This is a genomic window from Streptomyces sp. HUAS MS02, from assembly GCF_055702265.1.
Map to the genome: position 1 here is coordinate 4325118 of NZ_CM146747.1, position 19912 is coordinate 4345029.

At 66.6% G+C, this 19912-nt stretch carries 13 protein-coding genes and 4 pseudogenes; 10 read left to right on the forward strand and 7 right to left on the reverse strand.

The features are described from left to right. Positions 1 to 132 precede the first annotated feature (132 nt). The 3 genes and pseudogenes from ACZ9QC_RS18595 to ACZ9QC_RS18605 form a co-directional block, all read right to left on the reverse strand. Positions 133 to 803: pseudogene (locus ACZ9QC_RS18595) on the reverse strand (T3SS effector HopA1 family protein). 56 nt (positions 804 to 859) lie between these two features. Further along, on the reverse strand, positions 860 to 1141 hold the full coding sequence (locus tag ACZ9QC_RS18600; protein ID WP_472921135.1) for a transposase: 282 nt from the start codon (positions 1139 to 1141) through the stop codon (positions 860 to 862). After that, on the reverse strand, positions 1036 to 1890 hold the full coding sequence (locus tag ACZ9QC_RS18605; RefSeq protein ID WP_472921136.1) for an IS630 family transposase: 855 nt from the start codon (positions 1888 to 1890) through the stop codon (positions 1036 to 1038). The genes ACZ9QC_RS18600 and ACZ9QC_RS18605 overlap by 106 nt, the downstream gene beginning before the upstream one ends. An 81-nt stretch (positions 1891 to 1971) precedes the next feature. On the opposite strand from ACZ9QC_RS18605, the pseudogene ACZ9QC_RS18610 reads away from it, so the two are divergent. Continuing rightward, positions 1972 to 3051 (forward strand): annotated as a pseudogene (locus ACZ9QC_RS18610) (IS630 family transposase); the annotation flags it as partial. 59 nt (positions 3052 to 3110) lie between these two features. Here the strand turns inward: ACZ9QC_RS18610 and argS are convergent. Then, complete coding sequence (gene argS / locus ACZ9QC_RS18615) at positions 3111 to 4772, reverse strand: arginine--tRNA ligase (RefSeq protein WP_472921137.1); 1662 nt, start codon at positions 4770 to 4772, stop codon at positions 3111 to 3113. A gap of 137 nt (positions 4773 to 4909) precedes the next feature. Here argS and ACZ9QC_RS18620 point away from each other — a divergent pair. The 4 genes and pseudogenes from ACZ9QC_RS18620 to ACZ9QC_RS18635 form a co-directional block, all read left to right on the forward strand. Then, positions 4910 to 5364: pseudogene (locus ACZ9QC_RS18620) on the forward strand (transposase); the annotation flags it as partial. A gap of 281 nt (positions 5365 to 5645) precedes the next feature. After that, positions 5646 to 6962 (forward strand): annotated as a pseudogene (locus ACZ9QC_RS18625) (IS256 family transposase). 394 nt (positions 6963 to 7356) lie between these two features. Further along, positions 7357 to 7578 carry a type II toxin-antitoxin system VapB family antitoxin gene (locus ACZ9QC_RS18630; protein WP_172629543.1) on the forward strand — a complete coding sequence of 74 codons (222 nt, stop codon included), beginning with the start codon at positions 7357 to 7359 and terminating at the stop codon, positions 7576 to 7578. After that, positions 7575 to 7985: a PIN domain-containing protein gene (locus ACZ9QC_RS18635; protein ID WP_472921138.1), complete on the forward strand. Its 411-nt coding sequence runs from the start codon at positions 7575 to 7577 to the stop codon at positions 7983 to 7985. Before ACZ9QC_RS18630 ends, ACZ9QC_RS18635 begins: the two co-directional genes overlap by 4 nt. Positions 7986 to 8130: 145 nt before the next feature. On the opposite strand, the gene ACZ9QC_RS18640 is transcribed toward ACZ9QC_RS18635, so the two are convergent. Genes ACZ9QC_RS18640 through ACZ9QC_RS18650 form a run of 3 tightly spaced genes read right to left on the reverse strand, consistent with a single transcriptional unit; the run spans position 8131 to position 8887 of the window. Continuing rightward, on the reverse strand, positions 8131 to 8355 hold the full coding sequence (locus ACZ9QC_RS18640) for a hypothetical protein (RefSeq protein ID WP_472921139.1): 225 nt from the start codon (positions 8353 to 8355) through the stop codon (positions 8131 to 8133). Further along, entirely contained in the window at positions 8355 to 8558 is a 204-nt protein-coding gene (locus ACZ9QC_RS18645) for a hypothetical protein (protein WP_192362563.1), read from the reverse strand. Before ACZ9QC_RS18645 ends, ACZ9QC_RS18640 begins: the two co-directional genes overlap by 1 nt. After that, the gene (locus tag ACZ9QC_RS18650) at positions 8555 to 8887 is read right to left on the reverse strand and encodes a transposase family protein (protein ID WP_472921140.1); all 333 of its coding nucleotides are present in this window, start codon (positions 8885 to 8887) and stop codon (positions 8555 to 8557) included. The genes ACZ9QC_RS18645 and ACZ9QC_RS18650 overlap by 4 nt, the downstream gene beginning before the upstream one ends. Before the next feature lie 868 nt (positions 8888 to 9755). On the opposite strand from ACZ9QC_RS18650, the gene ACZ9QC_RS18655 reads away from it, so the two are divergent. The 5 genes from ACZ9QC_RS18655 (at position 9756) to ACZ9QC_RS18675 (ending at position 19881) form a co-directional block, all read left to right on the forward strand. Next, positions 9756 to 12773: a non-ribosomal peptide synthetase gene (locus tag ACZ9QC_RS18655; RefSeq protein ID WP_472921141.1), complete on the forward strand. Its 3018-nt coding sequence runs from the start codon at positions 9756 to 9758 to the stop codon at positions 12771 to 12773. A 97-nt stretch (positions 12774 to 12870) separates the two neighbouring features. Next, the gene (locus ACZ9QC_RS18660; protein ID WP_192362566.1) at positions 12871 to 13785 is read left to right on the forward strand and encodes a TauD/TfdA family dioxygenase; all 915 of its coding nucleotides are present in this window, start codon (positions 12871 to 12873) and stop codon (positions 13783 to 13785) included. A 263-nt stretch (positions 13786 to 14048) separates the two neighbouring features. Further along, the gene (locus tag ACZ9QC_RS18665) at positions 14049 to 15293 is read left to right on the forward strand and encodes a condensation domain-containing protein (protein ID WP_472921142.1); all 1245 of its coding nucleotides are present in this window, start codon (positions 14049 to 14051) and stop codon (positions 15291 to 15293) included. Next, positions 15290 to 16633 carry an MFS transporter gene (locus ACZ9QC_RS18670; protein ID WP_472921143.1) on the forward strand — a complete coding sequence of 448 codons (1344 nt, stop codon included), beginning with the start codon at positions 15290 to 15292 and terminating at the stop codon, positions 16631 to 16633. The genes ACZ9QC_RS18665 and ACZ9QC_RS18670 overlap by 4 nt, the downstream gene beginning before the upstream one ends. Then, a complete protein-coding gene (locus ACZ9QC_RS18675) occupies positions 16630 to 19881 on the forward strand; it encodes a non-ribosomal peptide synthetase (protein WP_472921144.1) in 3252 nt (1083 codons plus the stop codon). Before ACZ9QC_RS18670 ends, ACZ9QC_RS18675 begins: the two co-directional genes overlap by 4 nt. Positions 19882 to 19912: the final 31 nt, after the last annotated feature.

A 19912-nucleotide genomic window follows, 5' to 3' on the forward strand; every position in this document is an offset into this window, starting at 1 on the left:
CAATAGGGGAGTTTCGGGGAGTTGATGTTTCGATGAATTGCAGTAAAATCAATGTTCGCCTCTCGAAATTCGCGCTCAAGGCACTCACGCAGAGGTCACCCATCACCTGCTGGCATGGCAGCGAATAGCGCGTCAGCGATAGCTGCTGCACGATGCCGACCAAAGCTCACCCCCCCCCCGCCGCCCAGGACGGGTATCTTTCGGCTCCCAAGCAAGGGCTACGCCTGGCGAAATAACCCTGGCAAACTCCGACGAAAGGTTGGGCTGACAAACTTTCTCTTTCGACTGCAACCCCTGGATTAGCGCGGGAATAATTCTCCAGGCATCTTCACCGATATAGACCACCCGACCATCTCGGCGTGGATAAAGTCGCTCAGTCGAAGTCACCTTCGCACGGTAGCAAACTCTCGCATATTCGAGGCGTCGAATAACTTCACCCACAGACGGACGCCGTCATCTGGATCATCAACCTGCAAGTAAATCCGCAGCAGCGGACCAGACGCAGGACGCCCCCGCGAACCGTCCACTAGCAGGAAGCCAGGGGAAAGCCCACGCCGCGCAGTAGGAAACCACACTTGACCGTCCTTTACCTCATCCGCCGACTCCAGAAGAATCCGAAGTCCGTCGATTACAACAATGCACGCGTCTACACAAGACCTATCGATACGGGAAATGGCTACCGGAGAGGCAGCATGCGGAATGGACGACTCCAGCCGCTTTACAAGAATTGGGTCGTGCAGCGTTCGCCGGAATGAATGTTCCGATAATTCAGAGGTGGCACTACGGCGGCCAACGTGAAACACCTCATAGATGACATTGGCAGTTTTCTGACATATATTGATCCGAAACTCAAAGGGTTCTATTCGAGGATGTAACGGACGTGCGGGCCGCCGAAGTAGCCGCGGACGATGTGTGGCTGGCGTTGGCGTCGGTGGAAGAACCGGCGGGTCTCGGCAGCGAGTTGGGCCTGGCCGCGGGCCCGGCTGTGCATCGGCAGGCTTCGTTTGAGGTCGGCGTTGACCAGTTCGTCGAGGTTCAGCTCCGGCGAGTACGACGGCAGGAAGTGCAGCTCGATTCGGTCCGGGTGATCGGCGAGCCAGGCGCGGACCTTGCGGGAGCGGTGCGCGGAGTGGCCGTCCACGACGAGGTGGACCTTGTGGTCGAAGTGGCCTGGAGCCGGTCGAGGAAGCGGCACATCACGTCGGCGTCGAAGGTTTCGGTGAACACCATGAAGTGCATCCGACCTTTCGTGCTGATCGCGGACATCGCGTTCACCGAGAACCGGTTGCCCGAGCGGTGCACTATGGGGGTGCACCTTTTGGAGCCCCAGGTGCGGCCGGTGACCTGGTCGGAGCGGATGCCGACCTGGTCGGCGAAGAGGACCTCACCGCCTTCGGCTTTCGCCTTCGCGCGGATCGCCGGCCAGGTCTCCTCCCGCCAGACGCGCACCGCCTCCGGGCTCTGCTCGACGGCCCGCTTGTCAGGGCGCTGGAACGACAGCCCCCACCGGCGCAGGTACTTGCCCACGCCCTGCTCGGTCAGCCGCACCCGGTACAGCTTCGCGATCAGGTCCCCCACCCCGGCACGCGTCCACAGCTGTCCGGCCAGCCCCAGGTCACAGGGACGGTGATCCAGCACGGCCTGTCGGATGGCCTGCTGCTCGACCGCGTCGAGCACCTGATGTTCACCGACCCGGCGCCCACGCGGCTGGGCCACGAGCGCCTCACGCCCGCCGGCCAGCCACTTCGCCCACCAGTTGTCCACGGCCTTGAGCGAGACCTGGAACACCGCCGCGACATCCTCACGAGTCCGGCCCGCCACCAACGCCGCCACCGCCCGCAGCCGAAGGGCCTCCTGTACCGACGGCGACAACTGCCGTGCATCCCCCACCAGTTCACTGCGCAGGGATCAACGACCCAGAACACCTATTGTCCTGAGTCGGTAGTTCGTTGGCGGTTGTAGTGTTGGGGGATGCCGGGCCCAAAGCCGTTGTCGTTGGAGTTGTCCGAGCGCGAACGCCGCGTACTACGAGGATGGTTGCGCAAGCGGACCGCGGGGCAAGCTCTGGTGCTGCGCGCGAGGATCGTGCTGGCGTGCGCCGAAGGCCGTCCGAACGCGCAGGTCGCACAGGAGCTCGGCGTCTCGCGGGAGACGGTGCGCAAGTGGCGGTCCCGGTTCGTGGTTGACCGCCTTGAGGGGCTTGTCGACGCTCCGCGGTCCGGAGCCCCGCGCAGGATCACGGACGAACAGGTCGAGTCCCTGGTCGCCCGGACCCTCGACCAGGCACCTCCTTCGGGGGATTCGCACTGGTCGACGCGGTCGATGGCCCAGGCTGCGGGCATGTCGCAGTCGGCCGTCTCCCGGATCTGGCGGGCCTTCGGCCTCAAGCCGCACATCGTGCAGACATGGAAGCTGTCCACCGACCCGCAGTTCGTGACCAAGGTCCGCGACGTGGTCGGCATCTACCTGTCCCCGCCGGAGAACGCCCTGGTCCTGGCGGTGGACGAGAAGTCGCAGATCCAAGCTCTGGACCGCACCCAGCCGATGCTGCCGCTGGCACCGACGGCGCCGGCGCGGATGACACATGACTACGTCCGGCACGGCACCACAAGCCTGTTCGCCGCCCTGGACATCGCCTCCGGCTCGGTCATAGCCCAGCACTACCGGCGCCATCGCCACCAGGAGTTCCTCCGCTTCCTGAAGACCATCGACGCCGCCGTACCCAAGGACCTGGACCTGCACCTGGTCCTGGACAACTACGCCACCCACAAGACCGAGACGGTCAAGAAGTGGCTACTGCGGCACCCCCGCTTCCACCTGCACTTCACCCCCACCTCCACGTCCTGGCTCAACCTCGTCGAGCGCTGGTTCGCCGAGCTGACCTGCCGCAAACTCCGCCGCTCGGCCCACCGCAGCGTCGTCGAGCTGGAACGGGACATCCGCGGCTGGATCAACGAGTGGAACAAGAACCCCAAACCGTTCGTGTGGACCAAAACCGCAGACGAGATCCTCGAAACCCTCGCCGCATACTGCACACGAACTAACGACTCAGGACACTATCGTCTCGAATCAATATCGGTAGCAGCCCAGACAGGGGCAGGCCACAAAGGTCACATACGTTCAGGCGCAGTAACGCCGAGCAGGTGGAGCCCATTACGCAGGACCACCCGGCTGGCGTCGGTGAGCCAAAGCCGGGCCTGGGTCAGCGAGGTGGGCAGTTCACCATCACGGGGCAACACCCGGCAACTGTCATAGAACCGATGGTAGGTACCCGCCAGTTGCTCCAGGTAATGCGCGATTCGGTGTGGCTCACGCAACTCGGCGGCGGTGGACACAACGCTGGGAAATTCGGCCAGCATGCGAAGCAAATCGTCCTCACGCTCGTGCGTGAGAAGGTCCGGGTCGAAGTCTTCGGCTGCGCCTCGATCGGCACTGATCGCTGCAGCCTTGCGCTGTACGGCACACAGACGGGCATGGGCGTACTGCGTGTAATAGACGGGATTGTCGTTAGTCTTCTGGGTCAATAGGTCGAGATCGAGGTCAATGGCCGCATCCACGCTGGCACGGGCGAGGGCGTACCGGGCGGCATCTACACCGACCGCCTCCACCAGGTCGTCCAAAGTGAGCACCGTGCCGGCCCGCTTACTCATCCTCACCGGTCCGCCGTCTTGAACGAGATTGACCAACTGACCGATGAGAATCTCGAGGCTGGTGTCCGGGTCATCGCCGAAGCAGGCTGCCATAGCCCGCATCCGCCCCACGTAACCAACGTGGTCGGCGCCAAGCATGATCACGACTCGGTCGAAACCCCTCTGCCGCTTGTTCAGGTAATACGCGCAGTCGGCAGTGAAGTACGTCCAGCTGCCGTCGCTCTTTACCAGCACCCGGTCCTTGTCATCCCCGAAGTCGGTGGTACGCAGCCATACCGCGCCCTGTGCTTCATAGACGTGACCGCCCTTACGCAGTCGGGACACGGCCGCATCGAGTTCGCCCCCGTCATGGAGCTCTTTCTCGTTGAAGTAGACATCGAAACGGGTGCCGAAGTCGGCGAGGGAGGTCTTGATCTCCCGGAACATCAACCCCGTGCCCACGTCCCTGAAGACGGCCAGGGCGTCGGCGGGGGGCAGTTCAAGCGCGTCCGGCCGCTGCTTGAGCACCTCGTCCGCGATCTGCTGGATATACGCGCCGCTGTAGCCGTCTTCGGGTACTGGAAGGCATTGCCCGGTGGCGAACAGCGACCTCGCGAATCGGTCGATCTGTGCTCCGGCGTCGTTAAAATAGTATTCCCGGGTCACCTGCGCACCAGCAGCCTCGAGCAGCCGGGCCAGAGCATCGCCGACCGCCGCCCATCTAGCCCCGCCGATATGGACAGGTCCGGTGGGGTTGGCAGAAACAAATTCAAGATTGAGCCGAAGGCCAGCAAGCTGGTGCGTACAGCCGTACGCACCGTCGGCTTGAACGATTTTCTGGACCAGCATGCCTTTGGCAGCCGACGTGAGGGTGATATTGAGGAAGCCGGGTCCCGCAACCTCCACAGAGTGCACCACCGGCGCGGCGTTGATGTAGGGCACCAGTGCCTCAGCGATTTCGCGTGCAGGTCGTCCGGCGGACTTGGCGAGCTGCAGCGCGATGTTACTTGCATAGTCTCCGTGACTGCGATGTCGGGGACGTTCGACCCGCACAGCGGCAGGCGGCTCAGCGGGGATGCGCGCGTCTGAGATCGCGGCGCGCACACAGTCGGCGACCAAAACTGCAAGATCGGCTGGGTTCATGCGGACAGAGTAGCGACGAAGCAGATCCTGGTGGACCCTGCAGTAAGAGATCAACCCCGCTGATCCCTCAGTAAGCCTCCAAGTCAAGTGGTTTATAGGCCAGAATTTTCCGGGACGACCGGTCGGCGCTCGGCGCAGAGGGCATGCGACTGATCGTCCGAAAGGAACGCCCCCATCCTGGCGCCCAGTTGAGGATCACGGACGCGGACGGCATGCGGATCACACCCTTGACCGGCCGATCGCCGCCCTCGAACTCCGTCACCGGCTGCGGGCCCGGGCCGAGGACCGAATCCGGGCCGCCAGGGCCACGGGCCTGCGCAACCTGCCCCTCCGCACAACAGCCCAGAACAGGGTTTGGCTGGAGATCGTCCAGATCGCCCTCGACCTGCTGGCCTGGATGCCCATGCTCGCCCTCACCGGCAAGGCACGACTCTGGGAACCCCGCCGACTGCGATTCCGCCTGTTCTCCGCAGCCGCCCAGCTCGTCACCACCGGCCGACGCCGGATTCTCCGCCTCACCCAGCACTGGCCCTGGACCAGCGAGATCACCACCGCCCTCGACCGGCTCGCGCTCCTGCCCAACCCCGGTTGACCAGCAACCTTCCACCGTCCCGACGACAACAGCACCCCCCGGGCAGTGGAACCCGGCACCCACCGACGCGACAGCCGGGCCGCCAGCCTGCCCACCATCAGCCCCTGAAAGCGAAAGGGCCCACCGACTCCATCGGCGGACCCTCACGAAAGATCGAGGCTAATGGTGCGGTTGTGGTGCGCCACCCGCGCACCGGTCTAGATAATAAAGAACCCCCGAGTCTCTGACCTGGGGGTTTCGCATGGAGCTGGAGTGTAAATCTAACGGCGGATCCGACGATCATGGGAGAACGTCAAGTGACTGATACCGCCGTGGAGTTGGAGACCGTGGAACCTGTCGAGAGTGCCCAGTCCGGGCCGTCCGTCCCCGTGTCGGATGAGCAGCTGGTCGCGATGCTGGTGGAACGGGCCCGGTCGGAGGGACTGCAGCTGACTGGGTAGGGTGGGCTGCTGCAGCAGCTGACCAAGCGGGTCCTGGAGTCTGCGCTGGAAGGTGAGATCGCCGATCACCTCGGCTATGAGAAGCACGATGCGGCCGGCCGGGGCAGTGGCAACTCCCGAAACGGGGGCCGGGCCAAGACTGTGCTGACCGACGTCGGGCCGGTCGAGGTCAAGGTGCCGCGTGACACTGCGGGCACGTTCGAGCCGCAGATCGTCAGGAAGCGGCAGCGGCGGCTGACCGGGGTCGACGAGATGGTGCTGTCGTTGTCCGCGAAGGGGCTCGCGCACGGCGAGATCGCCGCTCACCTGGCCGAGGTCTACGGGGCCGAGGTGTCCAAGCAGACCATCTCCACCATTACCGACAAGGTGATGGAGGGCATGGCCGAGTGGCAGAACCGTCCCCTCGACCGTGTTTACCCCGTTTTGTTCGTGGATGCCATCAACGTCAAGATCAGGGACGGGCAGGTCGCGAACCGTCCGGTCTATGTCGTGATGGCGGTGACGGTGGACGGGACCCGCGACATCCTCGGCATCTGGGCCGGCGACGGCGGAGAGGGCGCCAAGTACTGGCTGCACGTATTCGCCGAGCTGAAGAACCGCAACCTGGACGACGTGCTGATGCTGGTCTGCGACGGGCTGAAGGGCCTTCCCTAGGCGGTGGAGACCGTCTGGCCTCGCACGATCGTCCAGACGTGTGTGGTTCACCTGCTGCGGAACTCGTTCCGATATGCGGCCCGCCAGGACTGGGACAAGGTCGCCAAGGCTCTCAAGCCCGTCTACACCGCGCCCGGCGAGGACGCGGCGACGGAGCGGTTCCTCGAGTTCCAGGAGACGTGGGGCCGAAAGTATCCGGCGATCGTGAAGCTGTGGTCGGACGCCTGGGCCGAGTTCGTGCCCTTCCTCTCCTTCGACGTCGAGATCCGCAAGGTCATCTGCAGCACGAACGCGATCGAGAGCGTCAACGCCCGCATCCGCAGGGCTGTCCGGGCCCGCGGGCACTTCCCCAACGAGGCCGCCGCCCTCAAGTGCATCTACATGGCGCTGATGAGCCTGGACCCGACCGGCAAGGGCCGCAAGAGGTGGACCATGCGCTGGAAAGCACCCCTGAACGCGTTCCAGATCGCCTTCGAAGGCTGCCTCACCCCGAGCAACAACTGACCATCAACAACCAAGATCAGCCGTTAAATTGACACACCCCATGGAGCGGGTGACGAGAATCGAACTCGCGCTCTCAGCTTGGGAAGCGACGGCGCTTGGGTGGGTTCATTGGATCTGACCTGCACAGATGCCTTCCTTCGGCAGCGGTCGTGAGGGTGGGATCGCACCGTCGTTGACCGTGGTTGTCCGCTCTTATGGGCACGCTATGGGCACGGATGCCGGCAGCAGCCGGGCCATGCGTGCGCGCGACGCCTGCGCATATCGGAGCGCATCGAGTCTGGGGCTGATCTGGAATGCCCGTCGCGACTGCACATGCCGGGTGCCGGCACTGCCGTGGACTCGAGAATGTTGGTGACGTATTCCGTACGTCACCAACATCGCGAGGAGGTGTCGCATGTCTGTGACTCAGATCGACATCGACGACGACGCCCTGGAACGCGCCATGGCTCTGTCCAAGGTCAGGACCAAGAAAGAGGCGGTCAATCTCGCCCTGCACTTCTACGCCGAGCAGCAGGAGCGCGCGGCGCGCATCAGCCGTCACTTCGAGCGTGCGCGTGAGTGGGGTGCCGTCGAGGACGCAGAGCGTCTGCACCGGGCGGAGAAGCACAGCCGGTGATCTACTTGCTCGACACGTCCGGCCTGGTCCGGCTGCTCCGGGACCCAAGACTTCAGACGGCTTGGTACGACGCGATCGACGCCGGGGCCATCGCATCCTGTTACGTGCAGCGAGCCGAGTTCCTGTACAGCGCCCGGAACGCCCGCGAGTACGACGAGATCGCAGAGATGTTCACCGACCTCTATCCCGATGCGGCGGTACCGAAGAACGCGGGGCGTTGGATCAGCGCGGTGCCGCATCGTATGGCCCAGGCCGGGCAGCATCGCAGCGACTCGGCGGTGGACCTCGTCATCGACGCCACGGCAGCCCACCACGGCCTGGCTGTCCTCCACGACGATGCCGACTACCGTGCCTTTGCCCGGCACGCATCCGACCTGCTCGAGCACAACGTCCACGACATCGCCTGAGGCGCCCTCCCAAAAAGGGCATCGGTATCCGTCGCCTCTGCCGGGTAGCGACATCCTTCAGCCTCGTTGTGGAATGACGGGCTGAGGTCTGCTGGCGGAGGCCGACTGCGACGCGAACCGCTGAGCCGCAGGTCAACGGTGGGTTTCATTGCCGGGGCATTGCGCCCAGGGCCACCACCCGAGACCCCTGCCCTGCATGTGCTTCTTGTTGTGTGGCCTTCGACGCGCTGGAGCTGTAGCGGCTAAGGCCGGCGACGACGGCGTCAGAGTCCTGGCCAAGGCCGGTGACGAAGGTGTGCAGGGCCGGCAGGTCATCGGCCTGGACGCTGGCGATCCACTGGTCGAGGTGTTTGCTCTGGCGGTCGTTCATCAACTTGGCGAATGCGCGGACGTGGTGGGAGTCCGATCGAGCGCGGTGCAGCGGGTCAGGATCGTTTTGAGCTGCTGGGCCTGGTCGTCGGTGACGCGGTCGGGTTGGCGGGTGAGCCAACTGGTCACGTCCCGGGTGGACGATGCTTTGCGGGGCGGGTCGTGCGGGAAGTTCTCGCGGAGCTTGGCCACGTACTTCTTCACGACGCTCTCGCCGCCGGTGTAGCCGCGCTCGCGGACTTCCTCGAACAGGCGGCGGGCGACGGTGCAGCCCTCGGCCCACCGCTGGTGCAGGTGAGGCTTGCAGGGGTCGAAGATGCTGGTGCGGCTGGCCCACCGGCCGACCAGGAGCTCGTCCGGGTCCGCGGCGTCCCGCGAAGCGGCGGACCGTGTTGCGGGCCAGCCCTAGCTGGCGGGCGACGCCGCACCGGTAACTCGAGCAGCACCCGGCGTCCGCCGACCGCGCTGTCGGCGAGCCGACGTACGTATCGGCTGTGCACCCGGGACGGGTGTGTCCCGCACGCCGGACACAACCCGCTCGGCAGCAGCCCTGCTGGCCCGCACTGCCACCAACGCGCTGTCAGGCACGACGTTTTCGATCACGACACCTTCGACTGGTGGAACCACAGGTCCTGGAGGAGGACATCACCCACGGCCCTTCATGATCGCGGTCTTGGTGACTCTCCGTGGCCCTGCCACTGAAAGTGATCCAGAACCGCGGTTCAAGGAACGGCGACAGCTGGTCACCTTCGAGAGTGCGCCGATAGACGCCGATGCGCGGGAGAAACGCAACGCAAGTGGCCGCGCCCCGGCGCGGGGGTCGTGTCTTTCCCGACCGCGGACGAAGGTGGCCGCTGCTCCGAATGGATCGAGCAACACTTCCAGCGGCTTCCGCGATCCTCGGCCGTGCACCGTTTCATGGGCGCAGCACCCGCCTCGGCTGAGCCGGTGCGGGGTATCCGCCACAGGGCGTTGTGGCGAGGTTGGTCACGCCGCAGTCGACTTGAACAGACCGATATGGCCACCGATCACGCAGAACCTGCGCTGACAGAGCTCTCGAGGACGAGAGCTACCCCGATCCTCCTGCCAGATCCCGTCGGGCACTTCTCGCGGGAGCGGGACAGGACCGACGTGGGAAGCACCAGAGGAATCATGGGTGCCGGGGCGCAGCCGAGGTCCCACCGACGAGTGGCCTACTCGACGACCTGACGCGATGCCCATCAACTCGTGCTGGCTCATGGGGAGGCGGGCAGTAGCCGAAGGATTCGATGCCCGCGATGCGCTGGTTCAGTGTGCCCTTAGGACGATCACCACCCCGGACGACCGTAGGGCCGATGGCATAAAGACCCGCCGAAGGGCGCGTCGCCGGATAGCGGCGAAAGTGGCAGAAAAGGAAGAGGAATGGCTGACGAAGCAGCAGGGATACCTGTCTCTGCCGGACAAGAGCGAGTATGGCTGGCCGGGCAGGCCGTTCCAGGTTCACCCGTGTTCAACGTGCCGAACATCGTGTTGGTGCGGGCGCGGGACGCCGAGGTGATCCGGCGAGCCCTTGAGCGCGTGGTAGAGCGGCACGATGCACTGCGTACGTCCATACGTGAGGCGGACGGCAAACTGTGGCAGGTCGTACACACCACCGTGAGGGTAGAGGTGCCGGAGCATGACGTGCGCGGCGAACCGGATCCGGAGGCGGCGGCGCGGGACCTCGTGACGGGTCTGGTGGCCGATCTTCTCGCGACGGACGCGGCCCCGCTTTGGCGATCAGCTGCGATCCGCGTTGGTGACGAGGACTGGTGGGTCGCGTTCGTCGTCCACCGGATCGTGTTCGACGCGGAGTCCGCGGCCGTCTTCCGTCGGGAGCTGATAGCGCTGTGCGCCGTCTCCGGGCCGGAGCTCGCCAGCCCGGACCGGTCGTACGCGGAGTTCTCGGCCGGGCGACGTAACCAGGACAATGCGGAGCAGGTTGCGTACTGGCGGGAAACGCTGGCGGGGCTGCCCGTGGTGCACTCCCTGCCGACAGACCGCCCCCGTCCGGCGCAGCTGACCTACGACGCTGGCGAGGTCCGTTTCGAGGTTCCGCGAGGCGTGTCGGCTGGGGTGGCCGAGCTGGCCCGTCGGCACGCCGCGACCTCGTCCACGGTGCTCCTCGCCGCATACGCCACCCTGATCGCACGGCTCTCCGGTGACAGGGAAGTCGTCGTGGGGTTGACCGTGCCGGGTCGTGTCCGGCAGTCGGCCCCCGCGGTGATCGGCATGGCCGACAATCAGGTCGTCGTGCGTCTGGAAGTCTCCGGTGACCTCTCGTTCGCGGAGCTGGTGGCCCGCGTGGCGGGTAGGGTCGCCGACGCGCTCCGTCACGCCGACGTACCGTTCCAGACGGTGGTGGAGTCGGTCGCGCCTATGCGAATTCCCTCCGTGCAGCCGCTGCATCAGATCGGGTTCGACCACCACGCGGACTCGGAACTGACGGAGGTCCCCTGCCGCGGTACCACCCACGATCTGGCGATCGAGCTGACTGATGGCGAAGGCCGTCTGTGCTACCGGACCGATCTCTTCGATCACGCCACCGCGGAGGCTGTCGCCGCCCGTTACCTCCGCGTGCTCCAGGCCGGCCTGGACGCCCCGGACTCCTGCACAGACGACCTGGAGCTGCTGGACGACGCCGAACGTGCGCGCCTCTTCGCAGCGCCGCCGACCACCGCTCCGGACACGACCGTACTCGGTCTGTTTGAGGAGCAGGCGGCGCGTACGCCTGATGCCGTCGCGGTGATCAGTGGTGACCGGCGACTGAGCTACCGGGAACTGGAGGTCGCCGCCACGCGTGTCGCGGCGCGGCTGCGGGCCGCTGGGGCGCCGGCTGTGGTGGGCGTCTCGGCAGAGCCCTGCATCGAGCTGCTGCCCGCACTGCTGGGCGCCTGGAAAGCCGGCAGTGCCTGGGTCCCGGTCGACCCCGGCCATCCGGTCGACCGCGTGGCCTACCTGCTGCGTGACGCCGGGGCGCCACTGGTGCTGGCCAGGTCGGCAGGGACGTTCCCCGTGGAGGTTCTGCCGGTCGGCGACGAGCTGGGCGCGGACACGCCAGGCGACCCGGTCCCAGGTCCGCCCGGCCAGGTGGCGTACGTGCTGTACACGTCCGGGTCGACCGGTCGGCCCAAGGGCGTGGTGGTCGAGCACGGTTCGCTCGCCGCCTACCTGACCTGGGCGGCCGGTGCATACCCCGGGCTGGCGGGACAGTCCCTGGTGCACTCGACGTTGTGCTTCGACCTGACGATGACCGGTCTGTTCGGTCCACTCGTGGTGGGCGGCTCGGTGCACCTAGCCCCGCTGACGTGCAACGTGTCGGAGCGCCCCACGTTCCTGAAGGTCACGCCGAGCCACTTGCCGCTGCTGGAGGCCATCGGAGACGCCGCATCACCGACTCAGGACCTTGTCGTGGGCGGCGAGGCGCTGCCTGCCGACGCCCTCGCGCACTGGCGGGCCCGCAACCCGCAGGCGCGCGTCACGAACGAATACGGCCCCACGGAGGTCACCGTCGGGTGCGTCGCGTTGACCGTCGAGCCGGGTGCCGAGCCGCCGGTGGACGCCTCCGGCGGAGTCGTGATCGGGCGTCCGATACCTGGACACGCCGCCTATGTGCTGAACCCGGCGGGTCGGCCGGTCCCGGACGGAGCCCCCGGGATCCTGCACGTCGCGGGGCCGCAGGTGAGCCGCGGCTATCTGGGCCGTGACAGTGAGGCGTACGCGAGCAATCCCTTCCACCCGGGCCACCGGATGTACGCCACCGGTGACCTGGTGCGGCGCAGGGCGGACGGACTCCTGGAGTACCTGGGGCGCAACGACCAGCAGATCAAGCTCCGCGGGTTCCGTATCGAGCCCAGTGAGATCGAGACCCTGCTGCGCAGACAGCCCGGTGTGGAGCAGGCGGCCGTCGCCGTCCGCGGGGAACAGCTCGTGGCATATGTCGTCGGTCCGGGCCATCCCGACCCGGAGGCACTGGCGCGCGAGTTGCCCGACTACATGGTGCCCCGCATCTTGGTGAAGCTGGATGCGCTGCCGCTGACTACCAACGGCAAGCTGGACAGCGCCGCGCTGCCGACGCCCGAGATCAAGGCCGAGCCTGACTACATCGCCCCGCGTACCGACGTCGAACTGCTGGTCGCCGACCTCTTCGCCGATCTGCTCGGCGTGGAGCGGATTGGCGTGGAGGACGACTTCTTCGCCCTCGGCGGCAACTCGTTGACCGCCATCCGCACCATCGCCCGTATCCGCTCTCAGCTCGACGTCGACCTACCCGTCGGAGGGATGTTCAAGTTCACGACGGTGGCCGCGCTCGCTGCGGAGATCGAGCGGCTCATCATGGCGGACCTCGACGCCCTCAGCGACGAGGACGCAGTGCAACTCCTGCAGCAGGGCGTCGCCTGACCCTGCCCCCGCCCGACCGGTGCGCACCGCATCGCCCGGCGGCTCGACGACCTTCCCCTTGATGCGCTCACCGGAGCCGGAAAAGGAATCCGTACCCATGCAACTCATCGGTAATGAACACACGCATGTCGCCGTCTTCGACGACGTCACAGGACTGGACGACTGCCGGAATCTCCTGCGCGAGATGGACGCGGCGCTGCACGACCAGGGGGCGGTGCTGCTCCGCGGTCTTCCGGCCGATCTGGAACTCTTCGACGAGATCACCCGCCTGGTGGGCGGGTCGCCGCTGCAGTACACCGAGCGGTCCACGCCGCGGAGCGAGGTCCAGGGCGCCATCTACACGTCCACGGAATACCCGGCCGACCAGTCGATCCCGATGCACAACGAGAGCTCCTACTCGGAGAACTGGCCGCGACTGCTGTTCTTCCTGTCCGCCGTTCCCGCAGAGAGCGGCGGGGCGACGCCGGTCGCCGACAGCCGTGCGATGTACCGCCTTCTTCCGGCCGAGCTGCGCGAGCGGTTCGCCGACGGCGTTGTCTACACCCGCTCCTTCCGGGAGGGGCTCGGCCTGTCCTGGCAGGAGGCATTCCAGACCGACGACCGAGCAGCCGTCGAGCAGTACTGCACCGAGCACGGGCAGCAGTTCCAGTGGACTGCCGAAGGATTGCGGACCTCGCATCGCCGGCCGGCGTGGGAAGTGGAACCGCGCACCGGGGAGAGGGTCTGGTTCAACCAGGCGCACCTCTTCCACGCCACCAGCCTGGAGCCGGAGGTGCTCGAAGCGCTCCTCTCCCTCTACAGCGAGGAGGACCTGCCCCGGCACGCCTACTACGGTGATGGCTCCGGGATCGACAAGGCAGACCTGGACATCGTCCGGAAGGTCTACGAGCAGGTCACATTCGCCTTCCCGTGGCAGACCGGCGACGTGATGATCATCAATAACATGCTGGTAGCGCACGGTCGGCAGCCTTTCACCGGGACCCGCCGGACTCTCGTCTCCATGACGGACTAGGGGCCCGACCCATGACGATTCCCACGACGCCGGGCCTTTCCATCGATGGCGAGGAACGGCAGCACGACCCCGACCCCGAGTGCGACGTGAACGCGCCTCGCGCGTGGCTGGACTCCGTGTCCCAGGCGAAGCGCGAGTTGTTCGCGCAGCGCCTGGCCGGCCGTCGGAGCGAATCCGGCAGTCCGGCATCCCGCATCCAGCCGATGCGGGACCGGAAGTCCGTCTGGTCCAACTCGCTCAGCCCTGCGGAGGAACGCTTCTGGATGGCGTACACCTTCGAGGACCAGTCATCCGCCTACCACATCCCGATCACGTTCCGTCTCACCGGGCGCCTGGACATCCCCGCCCTGAACGCGGCGCTGCAGACGGTCATGGCGCGACATGACATTCTGCGCACCCGCTACACGCTCCTTGCCGACGGTGAGCTGACCGCGGTGGTCGAGGAGCCGCGGGCCCACGCTTTCGAGATCGTCGAGGTCCAAGGCGACCTGCAGGCATTCCTCGTAGAGTGCACGGAAGCGCCGTTCGACCTGGCCACCGGCCCGATGCTGCGTCCGGTGCTGGTGCGGATGGGTGAGGACGAGTACGTCCTGCACGTCACCGTGCACCACATCATCACCGACGGATGGTCGATCGGTAACCTCATCGACGAACTGGCGGCCGTGTACAACGCCGGCATCCAGGGCGTCGCGCCTGACCTTCCCGAACTCACCCTGCAGTACCGGGATCACGCGACCTGGCAGCGAGCGCAGACCGAGATGTTTGCCCGGCAGGCGGAGTACTGGAAGCAGGCCCTCAGCGGGGTGCCCCGCGAGCTCGGTCTGCGGACCGACCGGCCCCGGCAGTCGCGGATAACGGTGCCCGGAAGGTCCGTGACGGTCACCTTCTCCAAGGCTCCGGCCGTGGAACTGGCCCGGGCGACCAGGACCACTGTGTTCATGGTGCTCCTGGCGGCGTACTCCATTGTCCTGGGGCGGCATGCGAACCGTGAGGACGTGGTGGTCGGCACACCGATCGCCGGCCGTCAGGATCCGGCGACAGAGCCGCTCATGGGCTGCTTCATCAACACCCTGGTGATGCGGACAGACCTGTCCGGGGAGCCAACCTTCCGGGAACTGCTCAAGCAGGTGCGCAAGTGGACTCTGCGCGCCTACGAGAACCAGGACGTTCCCTTCCAGCAGGTCGCCGACGCTGCGATCGAACGTACTGGCGTGCGTAGCACGCTCATCCAGGCATGGCTGGCGTTGCAGAACATGCACAACCCCGCGCTCGACCTGGCGGGGCTCGTCTCCGAGGACGTGTTCGTCACCACCGATGCGACGAAGTTCGACGTCACGTATTACATCACCGAGCTCGAGAAGGAACTGGAACTCGAAGTGGAGTACGACAGTTCGCTCTTCAACGAGAGCACGATGCTGACCTTCGTGGAGGAGTTCTCAAGCCTTCTCGAGGCTGCGGCCGCTGATCCGGATCGTCGGCTGTCCGAGCTGCCGGGGGCGACCCGATGACGGCGGCCGCCAAGGAGCTTTCGCTCTTCCGGCAGGGGAATTTCCTGCTTCTGTGGTCGAGTCAGAGTATTTCGCTCTTCGGTGCGCAGCTGACCTACGTGGCGCTGCCACTGACCGCCGTTGTCATCCTGCATGCCACGCCGATGGAATCCGGAATACTGGGCGCTCTCACCACTCTTCCCTTCCTCCTGTTCGGCCTGGGAGTCGGCGCTCTGCTGGACCGGCGGACGCGCCGCCCCGTCCTCATCGCCGCCGATGTGGTGCGTGCTGTCGCACTGGCTTGGATTCCCATCGCGTATGCCCTCGACGTGCTGTCGATCCCGCAACTCTTCGTCGTCGCCTTTGTCGTCGGTACGATGACCGTGCTCTTCGATCTCGCCTACCAGTCCTACTTGCCGACCACGATCGGTCGGGCACGGATGATGGAAGCGAACGCGAAGATGCAGGTGTCGGAGTCGATGGCGGAGGTCGTCGGTCCCGGCGCCGCCGGAGCGCTGATTGGCCTGCTGAGCGCACCGCTGGTGATCGCAGCGGATGCCCTGAGTTACCTTCTGTCCAGCGTGGCGGTGCTCAAGCTGCCCCCGGACGAGTCGCCGGCCGGGAACAAGGAGCAGGGAGAGTCAGCCCCTTCGCTCTGGATGTCCATCCGCGAAGGCGTCGACGTCGTCAGGCGTCACCCGATCCTTCGGTGGTGCACGGCTGCCGCGGTCCTGGCGAATCTCTTCGAAAGCGCGCTGCTCTCAGTGTTCTTTCTGTTCTTGATCCGGGACGTCGGCCTCGGATCGACGCAGGTCGGTCTGATCGTCGCGGTCGGCGGTGCGGGTGCGGTCGTCGGTGCGCTGTTCGTGGAACGGCTGACCCGTCTGCTTGGAGCCGGCCCCATGCTCGTCGCGGCCATGGCCCTGCCCGGAATCGGCTATCTGCTCCTCGGGTCGGTGCACGGGGCCTCCGTGTGGACGGTCGGCGTGGCGGCCACGGCAAACTTCGTCGCGCTTTTCGGACTGCCCATCTTCAACGTGACGGTCATCAGCTTCCGCCAAGTGGTGACTCCCGACCGTCTGTTGGGGCGGGTCAACGCGACCGTGCGCACCTTCGCCTGGAGTGCGCTTTCCCTGGGGTCTCTCATGGGCGGTGCCCTGGGCTCGACGCTGGGCCTTCGAGGAACGGTCCTGGTATCCGCGTGCGGCGGGTTTCTGGCCTCCTTGCTGCTGTTCTTCTCCCCTTTGCGCAGCGTCCGTCAACTGAACGAGGCCGAAGCGGCGGAAGCGGAGTCCACCACGGATCTCGCGCTCCGGGCAGACGCCGAAGAATTTTCCGAGTCCTTGGGAGGTCCGCGATGACCGCAGCAGGTATCGAATCGGCCTATGTGCTCAAGCCGTCTACGTTCGTGCCCTTCATAGCGCCGGTCGGTGCGTGGGACGAATATGCGCCCCCTGAGACCCTGACCGTCCCCCTCCTGGGGTCCGTGGTGCAGCGCCTGCATGAGATGGCCGGTGAGCTTTCCGTGAGCGAAGCGGCGATCCTTCTGGCGGCCTGGCGGTCCCTGTACGCGCGGTACACGCAGAACCGCGACGACCAGGTACTGGTGGTGGCCGACGACCCGGTGTCGATGCGCCTGCCGCTGTCGCCGAGTGCTCCGTTCACCGATGTCGTCAAGGCGTCGGACACCGAGCTGCGGGCTGCCACAGAGACGCGGAGCCGAACGGGCACCGTCGGCGCGGCAGCGGCCGACGCCGATCTCGATCGTGGGCCGGTGCTGTCCTTCCGGTTCCGGCACGGTCCCGCGGATTCGAGCGCGGGTCAGGATGCCTTGTCCAGCGCCGATGTGCCGGGCGTCCTCCACATGCACTGTGACCGGGAGACGGAGCGTCTACGGCTCACCTTGGCCGGTACGCACGGGCGCGTCACCAAGTCCGACCTGGTTCTGATCGCAGAGGCGTTCGAGCAGTTGCTGACCGACGCGCTGGAGGAGCCAGACCGGGCGGTCGGTGTGCTCCGGCTATGTCCGCCGCGGGCCGCCGCGGCACCTCGGCACGGCCGGTACGAGTCGGTGCTGCACCGCTTCCTGGAACATGCCGAATGCCACCCCGGCCGGCCTGCGGTCCGTTGTGGAGACGAGGTTCTGTCCTATGAGGAACTGAGGGACCGTGCTGCCGCGGTCGCCGCGTTGCTGGATAAGCGTGGCGTCCGTGCCGGGGACAACGTGGCGGTCCTCGCCATGGCCTCGCAGGACACGCTGGCTGCGATGCTCGGGACCTGGATGGCAGGGGCGGCGTTCGTCCCCTTCGACGCGGCGTGGCCGGCGGAGCGGATCGCATCCGTACTGCGGCAGGCGGCGCCGCCGCTGGCGCTGGTGCCCGGTGCCGCCATGGTCGCCGACCTAGCGGTGCCCACGGCATCGGTACCGGCTGCGGTCGGCACGGGGCGGCCCGAGGGGCCAGCCCCGAACTCAGCCGACGCGGAGGGCACCGCCTACACGATCTTCACCTCGGGCACCTCGGGCACGCCCAGGGGCGTCGTCATCGGCCATGCGCAGCTGGCCCACTACGCCTCGGCAGTCCTCAACGAACTGCGTCTGCCCGAAGGGGCCGAGTTCGCGGCGGTGTCAACGCTGGCCTCTGACCTCTCCTACACGGCGATCTTCCCCACGCTGGCCGCCGGCGGCTGCGTCCGGCTGCTCGACCTGGACGACGCCACCAGCCCGCGGGCCCTTGCCGAGCGACTCCGGGCGCATCCGGTAGCCGCCATGAAGCTCGTGCCGTCGCACCTGCGTGCGCTGCTCGACGAGGCGAGCGACCCGGCAGAGCTGCTGCCGCAGGAAGCGCTCGTACTGGGCGGTGAGCTCCTGCCCCGTTCGCTGCGTGACCGGCTGCGTGAACTCGCCCCCCAACTGCGGGTCTACAACCACTACGGCCCGACCGAGACCACGATCGGTGCCTCCTGTCTGACTCTGGACGCGGCTCCAGACGAGCGGTGCGCCTCGCTTCCGGTGGGTACGGGCCTCGGCGAGAACGTCCTTACCATCGTCGACGACGAAAACAACCCGCTCCCGCCGTGGTGCCCCGGGGAGGTCCTGATCACCGGCCCCGGAGTCGGCATCGGCTACCTGTCGGAGCTGTGCGCCGGACGGTCCGGTTTCGCGGAGCGCGGGACGTCCGGGTCGTACCGGACCGGCGACCTGGGCCGTCTGGTGCCCGGCGTGGGTGTGGAGATCATCGGCAGACTGGACGACCAGGTGAAGCTGCACGGATACCGTGTCCAGCTGCGTGAGATCGAGTCGCTGCTGAACCAGCAATCCGGCGTGTCCACGTCTGCTGTGATCGCTCGCGCGGACGACAGCGGTCTCGTTTCCCACCTGGACGCCTACCTGGTGGGCGCCGGGCACCCGAGCGGCGGGACGCTCTCGCTCCCGGACGTTCAGGCGGCACTCGGCCGCCGACTCCCCGCTGCCATGATGCCGACAGGGTGGCAGATCCTCGAGCGGCTGCCGCTCACGCCCACCGGCAAGGTCGACCGCGAGGCGCTGTCCCCTGTCGAGACCCGGCAGACCCGGGTCGGCCGTCCTCGTGACTCCGTGGAGCAGCGGCTGCTGGCCTTGTGGGCCTCTGTCCTCGAAACCGACGCCCTCGCACCCGAGGACGACTTCTTTGAGTCCGGCGGTCACTCGTTGCGGGCGATCAAGCTGATCTCCCTCGTGAACAACGCGTTCGGATGCAGGCTGCCCATGTCGTCGATCTTCAGCGCCCGCACGGTGGCGGCGATGGCGTCGCTGATACGCACCAGCGAGCGACACGACTCGAACCTGGTGCCCCTGCGGGGTGCGCGGGGCGGGAAGCCCGTCTTCTGCCTGCACGCCGGCGGCGGGAACACGCTGAGCTACTGGGAACTGGCTCGCCTGCTGCCGGACGGTGTGCAGGTCATCGGCGTCGAGTCCTGGGGTCTGCATGGCCGGGAACCGCAAGAGAACTACACCGAGATGGTCGAGGAGTATGCCGCCGCCATCGCCGCCGAGAGCCAGGAACCGCCCGTGCTCATCGGCTGGTGCTTCGGCGGGGCCATGGCCTTCGAGACGGCTCAAGCACTACGCCGAGCCGGTACCGAGGTGGACAGGCTAATCCTGATCGACAGCTCCGTTCCGGGAGCCGACGGGGAGGAGTCCGACGACGCGGCCCAGGAGCCCACGCTCATCAGCCGCTTCGCCTGGCACTACGAACTGGGCCTGCCCGAGGAGACGGTTGACGCTCTCACCTACGAGGATCTCCTCTCCACGATGCAGAACAAGGGCCACCTGCCGCCCGACGCGGGAGAGGACGAGCTGCGCACTCTGCTGGCTGTGTACACGTCCAACATGACGGCATCGGAACGGCACTTCGAGAAGGAGCCGGAATTCCGGACGCCCGACTTCCCCGTCACTCTGGTCCGCGCCGAGCCCTCCGGGAAGCCCCTGGACCGGGATCGGACCTGGGGCTGGAGCAACGTGGTCGGCCAGGTCCTCGACTTCGCCTCCGCCGACGCGGACCACCACAGCATCATGCGTGAACCCGCGGTCTCCGAGCTCGCCGGTCACATCGGGCAGGTCCTGAAATGAATGGGCTGACTGCGCTCAACGAACCCCGCCC

Bases quoted from the DNA above. Each gene is read 5' to 3' on its own strand.
- ACZ9QC_RS18670 (WP_472921143.1), top strand. From the start codon at position 15,290: ATGACGGCGGCCGCCAAGGAGCTTTCGCTCTTCCGGCAGGGGAATTTC.
- ACZ9QC_RS18660 (WP_192362566.1), top strand. From the start codon at position 12,871: ATGCAACTCATCGGTAATGAACACACGCATGTCGCCGTCTTCGACGAC.
- ACZ9QC_RS18655 (WP_472921141.1), top strand. From the start codon at position 9,756: ATGGCTGACGAAGCAGCAGGGATACCTGTCTCTGCCGGACAAGAGCGA.
- ACZ9QC_RS18665 (WP_472921142.1), top strand. From the start codon at position 14,049: ATGGCGTACACCTTCGAGGACCAGTCATCCGCCTACCACATCCCGATC.
- ACZ9QC_RS18640 (WP_472921139.1), bottom strand. From the start codon at position 8,355: ATGAACGACCGCCAGAGCAAACACCTCGACCAGTGGATCGCCAGCGTC.
- argS (WP_472921137.1), bottom strand. From the start codon at position 4,772: ATGAACCCAGCCGATCTTGCAGTTTTGGTCGCCGACTGTGTGCGCGCC.
- ACZ9QC_RS18675 (WP_472921144.1), top strand. From the start codon at position 16,630: ATGACCGCAGCAGGTATCGAATCGGCCTATGTGCTCAAGCCGTCTACG.
- ACZ9QC_RS18630 (WP_172629543.1), top strand. From the start codon at position 7,357: ATGTCTGTGACTCAGATCGACATCGACGACGACGCCCTGGAACGCGCC.